This is a genomic window from Streptomyces sp. NPDC037013 (assembly GCF_055607265.1).
The window spans coordinates 55,957-70,063 of sequence record NZ_JBVJRV010000011.1; the positions used below are offsets into that span (position 1 = coordinate 55,957).

Here is a 14,107-nt window from a genome sequence, read left to right on the forward strand (position 1 = left end):
GGTTCACCGACGGAACCGGAGCCGGGGGGCGAGCACCGTACGCACGGCCTTGGTCACGTCGCGCGCGCCAGGCCCACCCTTTCCGGTCCGACCCTCCTTGGCCGCACCCCCGGCCCCACCCTCGCCTTCGGATTCCTGTGCCGATTCCTGTTCCGCTTCCGGTTCCAGGACTTGCTGGAGCTGCTGCAGCAGCTGGTTGGTGGCACGCAAGAGGGGGACGAACATTCCGGCGACCGGCCCGATGCCCCGGACCGGGCCGCCGGTCGACTGGACGACCTTCTGCGCGGCCGCCACCGTCGACGGGTCCCGCAGGATGAGGTGTACTTCGTCGTCGACCAAGCGGAGTTCCATCTTGCGGGCGGCTGACTCCTCCGGGTTCGCGTCCGTGGTCGTCTCAGGATCCAGTGCGTCGATCTTGGCGGCGACCGCGTCCGGATCCACGCCGAGTTCCCGCAGCACCTTGGCCGCCATGCTGTTCTCCGCCCGCAGCATCGCCTCGAGCAGATGATGGCTGCCGACCGGTGCGCCACCGGCCAGCGCGCCGGCGGTGGCCAAGGCGTCCTCGGCGGCGGACGTCCCGGCCGGCCACGGCACGTCGGCGACATCCTGTGACCCGTCCAGCGCCGCCAGCACGGCGACGCGGACCTTGCTGATCGGATCGAACCGAGCGGCGAGCACCTGGGCACCGACGCCTTCGCCCTCCCTGATCAGGGCGAGCAGGATGTGCTCCGTACCGATGTCGGTGTGGCGCAGCTGCTGCGCCTCACGCAGGGCGAGTTCCAGCGTCTTCTTCGCGCTCGGCGCGAACGGGATGTGGCCGCTCAGCTCTTGAGCGCCGGGCTCGACCACCGCGGCGACATCGGCCTGCGCCGTCACCTTGTCGTACCCGAGCTGGTGCAGGACTTTCGCCGCCGTGCTGTCTGCCACTTCGAGCAGCCCCAACAGGATGTGCTCCGTGCCGATGCACTGGTGTTTGAGCAGCCTCGCCTCCTCCTGAGCCGTCACGACCACCTTGCGGGCTTTCACCGAAAACCTTTCGAAAGTCATGGCTCCATGGTCCCAACCATGTCAATGCGCTGCTATAGATAGGGTCACCGTGCCGAAGGGAGGGTGTGATGGAGACACTGTCGGACTGGGAGGCCCGACTCGCGCGCTGGCAGCGGGAGTTGGAGCTGTTCGAGCAGCTGGAGGAGACACCCTGGGTCACACTCGCCAGGGCGGAATCGGAGACCGGCGTTTCCCGCTCCGCCCTGCGGTCCTGGTACCGCAACGGCGAGATCCGGTCCCGCCTGGTGGACGGCCCCAACGGCCCCCAGAGGCTGGTCCAGTTGGAAGCGGTGATCGAACGCGCCGCCGCGTCCCCGCGCATTCAGCGCAGGGCGGAACGGGAAGTCAGCCTGGAGGCCCAGGTGACCCTGCTGCGACACCGGGTCGACCAGCTCGAACTGCGGCTGGCCGCACTGGAGAAGAAGTAGCTGAGGCGAACATGCGATTACGGGTTACGGGTTACGGGTTACGGGTTACCGAGTGCGGCGTACGGGGTCGGAGGATTGGGGTGGGCCCTGTGGTGACACGACGAACGGTGATCAAGGCGGCGGGGGCAGGGAGTTGGGCGGGTGGCCTGTCCGCACCGACACCGGCATCCGCGGCGTCCGCCCAGGCTGGCGCGTCGCGGGCGGCGAGGACCGACGCGCGGGACGAACTGGTGGTCGTGGAGAAGAGCGGCCACTCGGTCAGTTTCTATGACCTCGCCTCGGGGGAGCGCAGGCAGACCGTCCACCTGCCCGAGTACCCGCACGAGATGGTCGTCGACTCACGTGGGCGATTCGCCTACGTCGGGCACTACGGAGTGCGCATGTCCTCGGGCATCGGCGAGGGCGGGGCCGCGGTCTTCGTCATCGACCTGGCCGAGAGATCCTTGGCGCGCACCATCGACACGCGCCCGTTCAACCGCATTCACGGCATGGGAATCGACAGCCACGACCGGTTGTACGCGCTGAGTGAGGAGAAGGCGGTCCTGCTCGGGTTCGACGCGCCGGCCACCGACACGGCGCCGACCGGCGCGGTGCCCACCCACGGGGTGAAGACCCACCTGTTCTCGCTCACCCGGGACGGCGAACGGGCCTACGTCACCGGCCTGTTGTCGCACACGGTGAGCTTGGTGCGACCCCACGACGCCTCCGTACCGCCGCTCCTGTGCACACCTGGTCGGCTGCCCGAGAGCAGTTGCCTGAGCCGGGACGAGAAGACGCTGTTCGTAGCGGCTCGCAAGAGCGCGACGCTGGTCGCCCTGGGCGCGCACACCCTCAAGGTGCGCCGGAGCCGGAAGGTTGCCGGAGATCCCCTGCGCGTGTACACGGTCGATGACGAACGGCTGTTGGTGACCGACATCGTCGGCGGCACGCTCACCGTGTGCGGCACCGACCTGCGCCCGATTCGCTCGCTCAAGCTCGACGGCACTCCGGCCGCGGTGGCTTTCCACCCCCACCAGCCAACCGCTTACGTGTCGTTGCTCGGTACGGACCGTATAGCCGTCGTCGACCTGGAGAGGCTCAGCGTCACCGGCGGCTTCGGCACCAGATCCGAACCGGACTCGGCCGCGCTGCTGCCCGCAGCGCGCTGAAAGAAGGAAGCCGAGCGAGACCGGGGCGCCCGCGGCCGCCCACCACTCCTCGACGATCAGACACTTCCCGTCCGGGCTACTCGTGAGTAGGGTCGGGGGTCGAGGATCGGAGTCCCGCATGCCCCGCACGCTCACAGTCTCCCGCAGCATCGTGGTCCAGGCGCCGCCATCGGCGGTGTACGAGCAAGTCAGCCGCCCTGCCCGGATGGGGCGCTGGAGCCCCGAGAACCTCGGTGCGACGGTGCCGGGCGCGGACGAACCGGCCCAGGTGGGCCTGGTGTTCGAGGGGCACAACAAACGCGGCGCTTTCCGCTGGACCACCCGCTGCACGGTGACCGCGGCGGTCCCGGGCAGGCACTTCGCCTTCCGCGTACACGCGATCGGCCTGAAGCACCCGCGCCTGAAGGCTCCCATCGCCACCTGGGAGTACCGGTTCAAGGAATGCGGAGGGCTCGAAGAGCGGGAACAGCGCAAGGGGCTCGACGGGACGAATGCGGGAAACGTGGCACCCGGGCGGACGGGGATGTCAGGGGCATCGGGGGCGGCGACGCGGGTGACCGAGACATGGACGGACGATCGTCGCGCCTGGCCGGATTGGTTGGCCGGCGCCTTCGACCGTATCGCCACGGGCGGCCACGCCTTCGCGACGTTCCAAGTGAGGAACATCGACCGCACCTTGAACAACCTGAAGAGGGAACTGGAAGCCGCGTCCGGCCGCTGACGGAAGGCAGGCTCCACGGTCGGCTTTTGCGGCCCGGCCCCGCGCGCCCTAGCGGTCCAATCTCAATCCACTTCAAAAGCGGGAGGGAGATTTGCAGCGGTGTGCGCTTCCGCGATGTTGAAGACGCTGGCGCACATGGGGCACTCGGCATGGCCGAATAGGTACCTGATCCCCTTGGCGAGCTGCCGCTGTCCGTCCCGGACGGCTTTGGCGTGCATCCAACGACCGGGACCGCGAAGTTCCTCGGCCGCTGCCGGCCGCAGGGGCCGCTGCTTGATGTCGCCCCGATCCCAGTCTCGGACGGCCGAATGGCAACCGTGGTCGCCGACCGCGATGATCATCTCCGCTTCGCAGTGCGGACAGGACACCGTATAGAAGTCGTCGGCGAAGTCGCCCAGGGATGCACTCCAGCACCTGAGTGGTACTGCCCTGCAAGGGCAGAGACGGCCCCACAACTCGTCCCACGCCTGCGGAGCTTCGCCTCGCTCTACCTGATCCAGGAGCAGCGGCACGCGCCCAACCGCCCCGTGAACATCAACCGCCTGCGTCCAGTCCGTCACCAGGGCATTCAACTGCCCCCCGGGGCCCTGCCGCCGACCACAGGGTGCAGGACCCCGGGGGCTTCCTGGCCGTTGCGGGACGGCTCTTGGCGAGCGATCAATGCGCGGCTTCGGTGGTCAGCGGCGGTACTGCGCACGGCCGGAGGATCATCAGAGAGTCCTCCAGAGTCGCCACCATCGCAAAGGGGAACCGGTCCAGCTCAAGGCAGAGCGCGACGTCGTCCGGATGGACTCCTTGCCGTATCCCCTCCGCCAGCTCCGTGGCTGCGCGTGACGCGGCGGCGCGGCGGAGGAACTCGGCCGCGGCCGGCTCGGCACCGGCGGCCCTGGCCGCGATGTACTGCGCACACGCCAGATCTTCGTCGGCCCGCCCGTCCTCGCCGGTGACCATGAACGTGACACGGTCACAGCCGCGTTCCCGCAAGAGCCGGGCCGTCGCCTCCGCCACGACGAAGCCGGCGCACAGCACCAGAGACGCCTCCTTCACCGCAAGGGCGCCGACCGTCCCCGCAGTCGTCTTCTGTACGACGGTCCGTCCACGAAGGTCGACGGACCGCAGCAGACCAGGGGAGTTGACGGCGTCGAAACCCGGCGCAGGCGGACCGTCTTTGAGGGTCACCCAGTCCGGATGGCGGGCCTTGAGAGCCAGGGCATCGTCCAGTGACTCGGCGAGGACGATCTCCTCGGCCCCTTGGGCGAAGGCCCAGGCAGCCACCGTGAAAGCGCGCATGACGTCGACCACGACCGCCACGCGCGGCACTTCGACCAGCTCGGCGATGCCGAGGAAACGAGCGTCCATCCGGTCATGATCAGCCATGCCAGACCCGAAGCGGGCGGAAGGTGACCGGCGCCACTTCACACCGTCCCGGCCGCCGCCGCGAGCGTCTCCCTGACGCAGGGGCTAGGGCCAGCGCCTCAGCGGTTGACCGTTCAACTCGTCACAGCCCTCTTCGTCCCACCACAGACCGCCCTGCGTGGTCAGGTAGGGGCGCAGCCCGCCAACGTCTCCACCCTCATGAAGGGCCTGCGCGACCGCGTGCAGAAGGCTCGCTAGATCGGGCCAGGAATCGGTGAAGTCGCCGCCACCGCCGTGGCCCGCCCAGCCGAGCCGCCCCTCGTCCGGACCGGGACGTCGGTCGATCACCTGGGCGGCGCCGTCGGCGCTCTCGGCCCAGGGAATCCAGAGCGGGTGCCACCAGGGCTCGTCATCCCAGGGGCGAGAGGTCAGGCCGTCGTTCTCCGCCGCGACGTCCATACAGGTCTGCCACCGGTCCACGATGCCGCTCACCGAGAGAGGGGACTGCTCCGGCAGGATGGTCGTCCAGGTGCTCACGCCGTTGTGGCACTGCAGGGACTCGACCAGGTCGGCGGGGAACGGAGCGCCGAGAATCCCTTCCGCCCGTCGGATCTCGTCCGCTGTCGCCGGTGGGTTGAGCTGTGGGAGATCCGCCGCGGCGTGCGTCGCCAGCCAGTCGGCGATCACACGCCAGGACTCCGATGGGGGCAAGATCTGCGGTGCCATGACGACATCCTGCCCCAGGCGTCCGACGAGCCGGACCTTGGCCGACACGGCTGCCGCCTCCCTCTCCCCGCGATCCCTGGCGCCCGCCCTTGCGGACGGGATGGCCAGATGGGGGGATACGCCACCGGCGGCCTTCGTGACCGAATCCCGAGCACCATGAGCCAGAACGTCGACCTCTGCGAGACCGTGCGTAGGCGTTACGCGGCCGCCGCAGTCCAGGGAGCCAAAGGCGGCACCGGGTGTTTCGGCCCGTACCCGTCCACTTCCCCGTCCCTGTCCGAGACCGACGCCACCCTCTACGCCCCCGACAACTGCGTGATCAACCTGTTCACCGACAAGGCCGCCGTCTTCACCGAAATGTTCCGCGTCCTGCTCCCGGGCGGCCGTAGGGGAGAGGTCCTGTGAACCGCAGCCGAGGGCGTGACCGTCGCCCTGTCAGCTCCGGCAGGGGGAGTGACAACCGATCACGCTGTCGCCCTGAACGGCCAAGGCACGTCCGACGGGTGGGGCAGCTCACCTGGTGGGAGGGGCGCGCCAGGGAGCTTGTGGCCCCACCCGTCGGGCGGCTCCCGGTGGCGGGCGGGCGGCCGACCTCCCGCGTCGGCTGCCCAGCCGGATGATGCGTACACCGGGATCCTGGGTGGTGTTTGGGGCACGAAAGTCGCCGTTCGGCAGGGACAGAAAGACCAGTCTGTCTCGTGAGCCGTTGCTTAGACGATGGCAGCGGGCGGCGACTCTGTCCAGGGCTATTCTGGACGTGATGGACGACGTCCCGCCGACTGAGGTGCGCCGACTGGCGCCTCGTGAACGGATATTGAGCACCGCGTACGAGCTTTTCTCGCGACGCGGCATCCGCGATGTCGGCATCGACGAGGTCGTCGCGCGTTCTGGAGTCGCCAAGGCCACTCTCTACCGGCACTTTCCGTCGAAGGACGCACTCGTGCTCGCCTTCCTGGCCCGCCGGGAGAGGCAGTGGACGCTGGGTCTCGTGGTGGCGGGGGCGCGGAGCCGGGGCGGCACGCCGGAAGAACGGCTCCTGGCGATCTTCGACGTCTTCGACGACTGGTTCCGCAGCGAGGACTTCGACGCCTGCACCTTCATCAACGTCCTGCTGGAGATGCGTGCCGAACACCCCCTCGGCCGCGCGAGCATCACCTACTTGCAGAACATCCGCTCCCTCGTCCGCGGCATGGCCGAAGAGGCCGGTCTGCGTGAGGCGGACTCGTTCTCCCGGTCCTGGCACATCCTGATGAAGGGGTCGATCATCTCGGCGGCGGAAGGGGATGCGGACGCGGCTCTCCGGGCCCGGAGGATGGCGCGCGCATTGATCGAACAGCATCGTTGATCGAGTATGCGGGAAGATCGACTCCCAGTGATCGACGAGCGGACGGATCTGGCACCTCATGACAAGTGATCGGCATGACAGGCACGTTGAGACCGGCGGGTCCGCCGGGCCCGACGCGTCCGACGGCCACGACGGGCGAGGAGGCGGCCGCGACTGGCGCTCGGATCGGATCGGGAGCGCTCTGGCCGGTGAGAACCCCACCGTGATGCGGCGGTTGACGGCGGGATTCGCGGCCATCGGCGACGTGCAGTTCCTGCCGGGCTACTCGGTACTCCTCGTCGACGATCCGCAGGTGGAGCGGCTGTCCGATCTCCCGAGGGCGAAACGGCGTGCGTATCTGTCCGACATGGACGCGCTCGGCGAAGCCGTCGAACAGGCCTGCCGACGCCTCGATCCGGAGTTCCGAAGAGTGAACCTGGAGATCCTCGGCAACACCGACGGCTTCCTGCACGCACACGTGTGGCCGCGCTTCCAGTGGGAGCCGGCAGACCTGGTGCGGATGCCGGTCTGGCTCTATCCCCGCGAGAATTGGACGGACAAGCGGCACGCTCTGGACGCCCGGCACGACGGACTACGGGCGGAGATATCCAAGGAGCTCGACCGGCTCACCGGCACCGGGGACGGCTGAGAGAAACGCGGACAGCTGAAAGAACCGGGGACAGCTGAGCGAGTGGGGCGGTACCTGGTACGCGCCGGGCAGACCGCTACGCCCCCGCCCTCCGAGCCAGGCTCCCGCACTGCCATGGCGGCCGGTTTCGGGATGGGCATGGTCACGGGCACGGGTGGAGCGGAGGCGTAAGCGGGGGAGCGCCGCAGAGCAAGACCTGAGCGGAGGCGCCTCGAGCCCTCAGGCGCACACGACGCACAGGACGTATACGGTCCTACGATGACACCATGCCGGAGCGCGAACCACCCTCAGCTGCACACCATGGGCACCAACGCAGCCCGAGCAGGGAGCAGTTGGAGACGGCCACGACGGTGTTCGCGCTGCTCGCCGACCCGACCCGTCTGCACCTGCTGTGGGTGCTTGCCAAGGGGGAGGCGGACGTGACCGAGCTGGCCGGTGCCAGTGCGGCCGCACGGCCCGCCGTCAGCCAGCACCTGGCGAAGCTGCGGCTCGCCGGCCTCGTGCAAGCCCGCAAGGACGGGCGGCGCATGGTGTATTCGCTGCGTGACGGTCATCTGCGCCGGCTGGTCACCGAGGCGCTGAGCCACGCGGACCACCAGGTCACCGGGGAGCCCTGGCACCCCTGAGAGTTCGGATGAGCGTGTGCGGGTCGGTCCGGAGAGCACGACGACATCCCGTACTGCACCCGTAACGTACTTTCCGCTGACGACGTGTGCGCAATCATGCACATGTCGTCTACCGTGGAAAGGGTCGGATCGCCGCCGCCGGCCCAGGGGACGCCGCCATGCGCTCAGTGCTCCAGAACCGCACCTACCGCCGCCTGTTCACCGCTCAGGTCGTGGCCCTGCTCGGCACGGGCCTGGCGACGGTCGCCCTGAGCCTGCTGGCCTACGACCTCGCGGGTGCGGACGCCTCCGCCGTACTCGGTACCGCGCTCGCGATCAAAATGGTGGCCTGCGTCGGCATCGCCCCCGTGATCGGCGCCCTGGCCGAACGGGTGCCGCGCCGGGCCTTGATGGTGACGATGGACATGACCCGGGCCGGGATCGCGCTCGCCCTGCCGTTCGTGCAGCACGTATGGCAGGTGTACGTCTTGATCTTCCTGCTCCAGGCCGCGTCCGCCGCCTTCACGCCCACCTTCCAGGCCACCGTCCCCGAGATCCTCCCCGCCGAACGCGACTACCTCCGCGCCCTCTCCCTCTCCCGGCTCGCCTACGAACTGGAGAGCCTGCTCAGCCCGATGCTCGCAGCCGTCACGCTCACCCTGGTCACCTACAACTGGCTCTTCGTCGGCACCGCGCTCGGCTTCCTCGCCTCCGCCGCACTGGTCACGTCGGTCGTGCTGCCGACACCGCGCCCGGTCGAGCGCACAGGGGGCGGCCACGCGGCGACGACGTTCGGCATCCGCCTGTACTGGGCCACGCCGAGACTGCGCGCCCTGCTCGCGCTCGACCTCGCCGTGGCCGCGGCCGGCTCCATGGTCATCGTCAACACCGTGGTGCTCGTCCGCGAACACCTGCATCGCGCCCCGGGTGATGTGTCGCTGGCCCTGGGGGCGTTCGGGGCGGGCTCCGTGGCGGCCGCCCTGCTCCTGCCGCGTGCCGTGGAACGCTTCGGCGACCGCTCGGTGATGCTGCCCGCCGGGTTCGTCCTCGGTGGCGTCCTGGCCGCGCTCACCTCCGGACTCGCGTACGACGGCCTGTCGTGGGCCTGGCTGCTGCCGGCCTGGGCTCTCCTCGGTGTGGGAACGTCCATGGTCCTGACCCCCGCCGGTCGACTGGTCCGCAGGTCGGCCGCGCCCGCCGACCTGCCCGCAGCCTTCGCCGCCCGCTTTGCCCTCACCCACAGCTGCTGGCTGCTGACCTACCCCCTCGCCGGGCGGCTGGCCTCTTTCGCCGGGATGGCCACGGCCGCGGCGACGCTCGCCGGAGTCGCCCTCGCCGCCACGGTGGTGGCCGCACGACTGTGGCCCGCCCGCGACCCGTCCCGCCTCACCCACCTCCACACGACCCTGAACGTCGGCGACCCACACCTCGCCGACGCCCACGCGGACCCACACGGCTGGCGGCACGCACACGACTACGTCATCGACGCCCGCCACCCACGCTGGCCGACTCGGAGTGACGCGGCGGCCGCGCACTAGGACCTGCGCTGAGAGGATCGTCAGCTGGTCCCCACCAGGGCGGGGCGAGCCGAGGGGAGAGGGCGGCTGCCCGACGGAACACCATTGCCCTCAACCGCACTTGAGGTCGTACGTTCGACTCATGAAGACTTTGCAGGCCACCGACGCCGAACTGGCCGGACAGCCCGCCGCGTACTGGACCGGTGTGGCCTACGAGGCTCTCATCGCGTACACCCGGGCGCAACAGGCCGAAAAGGGGTACACCCAGCCCCAGTTCTGGCTGCTGCGCAACCTCTCGGCGAATGACATCTCACCCGACGGGCAGGGGATGACCCTGCCCGAGCTGCAGAACGCCATGGCCTCTTATCTCCGCCCCGATGACGACCTGGCGGCGGAGGCCGAGCGGCTCCTGGAACGCGGCTGGCTGACCCGCGATACCGAGGACCGGTGGTGGCTCACCGAAGCCGGGGAACGGGCTCGTGTCGACCTGGCCGCCAACGCCCCGGCGATCCGCGCCGCCCTCCACGAGGGCATCGACGTCGCCGACTACGTCACTACGGTGAAGGTGCTCCAACGGCTCATCCGCAACGCGGGCGGAACTGTTGCCTGACGAACGGCGAACCGGATGAACCAGGCGGAAAACGTCAACACATGCGAGCGTGACCGCTGGTCTAATACGTGAATGGAGAACACCCCGCCGGCGGGCGCGGAAGTCCCTCACCACGACCCATGGCTCGCGTACTTCCCCGAACGCGGCCGCACGGGCGTGGTCCGCCGTATCGGCGCCGGTGTCGAGGGGGTCGTGTACGGGCTGGGTGGCGGCCGGGTCGCCAAGGTGTGGAGTGGCCGGCCGCCGGCCGACTTCGATGTCATGCGCCAGGTGTACGCGGACATCGCGCGGCACGCGCTGCCGTTCGCCACCCCGGAGGTCCTGGGTGCCGAGGAGCACGAGGGTGTCCTCGTGACGTACGAGCGTGAGTTGCCCGGAAGCCCGTTGCGAGCCGATTCCGCGCACGTGGCGTACGAACGCGAGCTGTCCACGCGGCACAGTGACGCGGTTCTGGACGTTCTGCGCGGCCTGGCATCAGTGCCAGGCACCGACGCCATGCGCCGCCTGACCGTCCAGGGCGACGACCGCCCCCTCTGGCGGGGGCACGCCTGCTTCAGCGACGCACTCGCGGCTCTTGTCACCCGTGCCACAGCTCGCCACGGGACAGCCCTGGCCAGGCACGTGCCGGACTTTGAGGCGGGAGTCGAACGCACGCGGAACGCCTTGCTCTCGCTCCCCGACGCCCCGGTGACGGCGATCCACGGCGACCTCATCCCGCCCAACATCCACGTCGACACGGCGGGCCGCCCCGTCGCAGTTCTCGACTTCGGCTTCTACACGACCGCCGGTGATCCGGCCTTCGAGGCCGCCGTCACCGCCGCCGTCTGGGACATGTACGGACCACACGCCAAGAAGCACATGGCGGAACTCACCGACCTCTTCGCCCACGAACTCGGCCACGCGCCCAAGACCCTCACCACGTACCAGGCCGCATACGCCCTCACGACCTATGACCTTTTCGGCGTGGACGACAGCGAGGGCCACTTCCGGTGGTGCGCACAACAGCTGTGCCGCAATGGTGTGTTCAGCGGGTGAGGGGGGCGTTCGTACGCTTCCGGGTCGTGTACGGCCCGGTCGGCCCCGCGACGTGTCCTCGTATGACCGAAGGCGAAGGTCAGGGCGGTCTGGACCTTTTAGTAGGTTTGCGACCATGACCAACAGAGTGGGACGGCAGCTCAAAGCGGACCTGGACAGCGGTGTCGAGGACGTGACGCTGCTCGTCCTGGAGTGGCTCGGCGAGCAGGGTGTGGGTGCCCTGATACGGGTCGATGCGGAGCGCATGCGTGACGGTCGGCCGGCGTGGACGTTCGCAGCCTCCGGTGGGCCCCTGGACGGCGGGATGAGGACCGATGGAGTCTCGGCCGCGGAGTGCATGGGCAAGGCTTTGATCGGACTGCGGGAAGCGGGCTTGGCCGTTCCTTTCTGACACCGTATTCGGCCCTGAGGGTCGTCTGCGTGCTTCGCGTACCACCCGGCAGCCGAAGAAGTCATGTCGGGCCCGATCCGGCCGACGGCTACGATCACCTGCGTGGCTGACGGGATAGTGGGGGCGATCACCGGTCTCTTGCGGGGACGCAGGCGGGAGGCTGAGCTCGGCACGGTCGAGGCACAGATCACGGCGTTCGGGGAGATGCTCGCCGGGCATTCCTTCTTGCCGGGGCAACACCAGGACGACCCCGACCTCCTCGCCGATTAGCAACGGGCCTTGGACGCGTACGAGCGGGCCAAGCAGGATTTCGTGGGCGACCGGAACCTCCGGGACGCCTCCGACGTGCTGCGCGCGCTGGACGAGGGGCGGCACGCGCTCGCCTGCGTGGACGCCGTGGTCGCCGGGCGGCCTCGACCGCACCGACGTCCCCTGTGCTTCTTCGACCCCCGCCACGGACAGTCGACCGAAGAGGTCCACTGGGCGCCCGCCGAGGGTGCCGCCCGCCTGATCGCCGTGTGCGCGGCCGATGCCGCACGCCTTGCGGAGGGGATGCCACCGATCAACACGGGATCGCGATCAGGGATGAGGCCGGTGGCGGGGCCCGAGCTGATATCGACCGCGACGGGGACGGGGACGGGGACGGGGGCGGGAACCGAGACCGCCACCTCCCACCCCGGCGCGACGAGGCGCGCGGAGCGTCGCCCCGCCTCCACGGGTCCGTCCCTCTCACCGCTCGTGTCGCCCGATGCCTACGCGATGGCACCCGAGCACACGGGTGCGCGGCAGCGCTGGGAGGGCCGCGGCAGCAAGGGGGTCCAGTTGACCCGCACTGATCCCAAAGGGCCGGCCTTGCTGGTGGTCCACTTGGAGAAATCCGCGGACTCCTGGGTCGAGTTGACCAACCCTGCCGACGCCGACGGCCGGCCCAGGAACATCCTCACGCACGGCTCCCCGCTGACGCGGGCCATCGTCCCGCTCCAGGCCGACGGCCGGGATGCGGTACGCCTCGACATGCACACCAAGGGGAAGTGGCGGATCTGGTTGCATCCGCCGGAGGGCATCCCGTCCCTGGAGGGCGAGTTGGAATCGACCGGTTCCTATGTCCTGCGGCATCCCGGGGGCCGGGCGCCCCTGCGGATCACCCAGTGCGAGGGGGCCGAGTTCTCGCTCCACGTGCTGCGCCCGAAGTACCGGCTCGGAGAGCTTCTGTACCGGGGGAGCGGACCCGGACCGTGCACGGCACCGGCCGTCCCCCTCCCGAAGAGGGCCGGTCTTCTGTACGTCCAGTCCAGCGGCTCCTGGAACATCGCCCCGGCGGAAGGGGTGCGGGGAAAGTTCGCCCCGGGCCGGCCTGAGACGAGACCTCCCGAGGCTCGATAAGCTCGGTCGCCGTACTGCACGGACACGGGGGATGGCATGAGTCAGGCGCTCTACAAGGAACAGTCGTGGAATCCGCTGGCGCGGACCGTTGAACTGACGGAGGAAGCCCTGCGTCGTGGTGGCAAGGTCACGCCGCTGAGCGAGCTGAATCTGCCGGCCATGGCGGAGGCGTTCCAGCGCGGCAACTGGCTCGGTGGCGGCGGCTCGGAACGTCCGCTGGACCAGTTGCCCGCCGACGGCGGCCTCGTCCCGGTCACCCGCGTCACCGGCACGGCCGTCCCCGTGAAAGTACGCCAGGCGGCCGAATTCGCCCGGCAACTCGGATCGTTGGCGGTACAAAACTGCGGCGGCCCGGAGCAGTTGAACGCCTTGGCGGAGCAGGCGCGGGCGGAGGACGTACCGCTGTGGATGGCCCGCCGGTACGCGCACGGCCCCGCCGGCCAGATGTGCGTGGCGGTGGACCGCCGACTGGTGCGCGTGGACGTGTGGGGGCCGGGCGTCCCCCGCGTACGGATACGGGCGCCGCGCGGCTTGCTGAGCAGCAACGTCGACCAGGCGCAGGGGCTGCGTATGAACGTCGGCGACGTATCCGCGGTTCTGGTCCTGCGGAAGAAACTGCGCAAGGCCAAGAGTTACGCGCGGGCGCGGCTGCCCCAGGGCATCTGGGAGCTGCGGCGGGCGGACTCCAAGAGTTCCTGGCTGTTGCGCGACGAGCGGCGGGTCGCTCTGATACAGCAACCACCTCGCCGCCCCGACCTCGAACCCGGCACGGTGCTGCTGCCCCTCGCGGCCGTGCACTACGAGAGCTCGGACCCCCTCGACGCAGTCATGGCCCAGGCCTTCGCGGTCACCTTCGGCCTGGGCGACAACACGGGCACGGCCCGCTTCCGACTCCGACGCCCGCACAACAACACCGGCGAACCGATCGCCACCGACGACGCCTGGGACCGTCCCTGGTTCAGCAACCTGGGCAGCGGCAGCGACGACAACGAGCCGGGTGGTGGAGACGGCTGGGGCTCTGACGGCGGCGACGGGGGAGACGGCGGCGGGGATGGCGGGGACGGGGGCGGCGATGGAGGCGGAGGAGACTAGAGAGGGGGCGAGGAGCTCTCTTTCGGACCATCCTCCCTCGGGCACGCCGTGCCGCGCGTGTGTGGCGTGGCGGCT

At 69.6% G+C, this 14,107-nt stretch carries 18 protein-coding genes; 14 read left to right on the plus strand and 4 right to left on the minus strand.

All coding sequences use genetic code 11. From position 1 onward, the window contains the following. Positions 1–3: 3 nt before the first annotated feature. Positions 4–1,047, minus strand: coding sequence for a Clp protease N-terminal domain-containing protein (locus ACZ7DY_RS34520; RefSeq protein WP_471142680.1), 1,044 nt, complete (start codon positions 1,045–1,047; stop codon positions 4–6). Between the two features lie 68 nt (positions 1,048–1,115). On the opposite strand from ACZ7DY_RS34520, the gene ACZ7DY_RS34525 reads away from it, so the two are divergent. The 3 genes from ACZ7DY_RS34525 to ACZ7DY_RS34535 all read left to right on the plus strand — a co-directional run bounded on the left by ACZ7DY_RS34525 (position 1,116) and on the right by ACZ7DY_RS34535 (position 3,344). Next, positions 1,116–1,475: an excisionase gene (locus ACZ7DY_RS34525; protein ID WP_471142682.1), complete on the plus strand. Its 360-nt coding sequence runs from the start codon at positions 1,116–1,118 to the stop codon at positions 1,473–1,475. A gap of 89 nt (positions 1,476–1,564) precedes the next feature. Then, positions 1,565–2,623, plus strand: a complete 1,059-nt coding sequence (locus ACZ7DY_RS34530) for a YncE family protein (RefSeq protein ID WP_471142684.1) — start codon at positions 1,565–1,567, stop codon at positions 2,621–2,623. 118 nt (positions 2,624–2,741) lie between these two features. Further along, a complete protein-coding gene (locus tag ACZ7DY_RS34535) occupies positions 2,742–3,344 on the plus strand; it encodes an SRPBCC family protein (protein WP_471142687.1) in 603 nt (200 codons plus the stop codon). Between the two features lie 62 nt (positions 3,345–3,406). Here ACZ7DY_RS34535 and ACZ7DY_RS34540 read toward each other — a convergent pair whose 3' ends face one another. The 3 genes from ACZ7DY_RS34540 to ACZ7DY_RS34550 form a co-directional block, all read right to left on the minus strand. After that, entirely contained in the window at positions 3,407–3,904 is a 498-nt protein-coding gene (locus ACZ7DY_RS34540; protein WP_471142690.1) for a hypothetical protein, read from the minus strand. A 97-nt stretch (positions 3,905–4,001) separates the two neighbouring features. After that, the gene (locus ACZ7DY_RS34545) at positions 4,002–4,703 is read right to left on the minus strand and encodes a 2-phosphosulfolactate phosphatase (RefSeq protein WP_471142990.1); all 702 of its coding nucleotides are present in this window, start codon (positions 4,701–4,703) and stop codon (positions 4,002–4,004) included. 102 nt (positions 4,704–4,805) lie between these two features. Next, positions 4,806–5,474 (minus strand): SMI1/KNR4 family protein, encoded by a 669-nt coding sequence (locus tag ACZ7DY_RS34550; protein WP_471142691.1) that lies wholly within the window; start codon positions 5,472–5,474, stop codon positions 4,806–4,808. A gap of 108 nt (positions 5,475–5,582) precedes the next feature. Between ACZ7DY_RS34550 and ACZ7DY_RS34555 the strand changes: the two genes are divergently transcribed. The 11 genes from ACZ7DY_RS34555 to ACZ7DY_RS34605 all read left to right on the plus strand — a co-directional run bounded on the left by ACZ7DY_RS34555 (position 5,583) and on the right by ACZ7DY_RS34605 (position 14,032). After that, positions 5,583–5,831 (plus strand): hypothetical protein, encoded by a 249-nt coding sequence (locus ACZ7DY_RS34555; protein WP_471142693.1) that lies wholly within the window; start codon positions 5,583–5,585, stop codon positions 5,829–5,831. A 355-nt stretch (positions 5,832–6,186) separates the two neighbouring features. Next, entirely contained in the window at positions 6,187–6,771 is a 585-nt protein-coding gene (locus tag ACZ7DY_RS34560) for a TetR/AcrR family transcriptional regulator (protein ID WP_471142696.1), read from the plus strand. 205 nt (positions 6,772–6,976) lie between these two features. Next, positions 6,977–7,399 carry a diadenosine tetraphosphate hydrolase gene (locus ACZ7DY_RS34565; RefSeq protein WP_471142697.1) on the plus strand — a complete coding sequence of 141 codons (423 nt, stop codon included), beginning with the start codon at positions 6,977–6,979 and terminating at the stop codon, positions 7,397–7,399. Between the two features lie 266 nt (positions 7,400–7,665). Next, complete coding sequence (locus ACZ7DY_RS34570) at positions 7,666–8,025, plus strand: ArsR/SmtB family transcription factor (protein ID WP_471142699.1); 360 nt, start codon at positions 7,666–7,668, stop codon at positions 8,023–8,025. A gap of 158 nt (positions 8,026–8,183) precedes the next feature. After that, positions 8,184–9,542 carry an MFS transporter gene (locus ACZ7DY_RS34575; RefSeq protein ID WP_471142701.1) on the plus strand — a complete coding sequence of 453 codons (1,359 nt, stop codon included), beginning with the start codon at positions 8,184–8,186 and terminating at the stop codon, positions 9,540–9,542. 121 nt (positions 9,543–9,663) lie between these two features. Then, on the plus strand, positions 9,664–10,131 hold the full coding sequence (locus tag ACZ7DY_RS34580; RefSeq protein ID WP_471142703.1) for a MarR family transcriptional regulator: 468 nt from the start codon (positions 9,664–9,666) through the stop codon (positions 10,129–10,131). A gap of 72 nt (positions 10,132–10,203) precedes the next feature. Next, on the plus strand, positions 10,204–11,166 hold the full coding sequence (locus ACZ7DY_RS34585) for a phosphotransferase family protein (protein WP_471142706.1): 963 nt from the start codon (positions 10,204–10,206) through the stop codon (positions 11,164–11,166). Between the two features lie 115 nt (positions 11,167–11,281). Next, a complete protein-coding gene (locus tag ACZ7DY_RS34590; RefSeq protein WP_471142709.1) occupies positions 11,282–11,557 on the plus strand; it encodes a hypothetical protein in 276 nt (91 codons plus the stop codon). Between the two features lie 102 nt (positions 11,558–11,659). Further along, positions 11,660–11,827: a hypothetical protein gene (locus ACZ7DY_RS34595; protein WP_471142712.1), complete on the plus strand. Its 168-nt coding sequence runs from the start codon at positions 11,660–11,662 to the stop codon at positions 11,825–11,827. A gap of 9 nt (positions 11,828–11,836) precedes the next feature. Beyond that, positions 11,837–12,940 (plus strand): hypothetical protein, encoded by a 1,104-nt coding sequence (locus tag ACZ7DY_RS34600; RefSeq protein WP_471142713.1) that lies wholly within the window; start codon positions 11,837–11,839, stop codon positions 12,938–12,940. Positions 12,941–12,976: 36 nt separating this feature from the next. Then, positions 12,977–14,032 carry a hypothetical protein gene (locus ACZ7DY_RS34605; protein ID WP_471142716.1) on the plus strand — a complete coding sequence of 352 codons (1,056 nt, stop codon included), beginning with the start codon at positions 12,977–12,979 and terminating at the stop codon, positions 14,030–14,032. Positions 14,033–14,107: the final 75 nt, after the last annotated feature.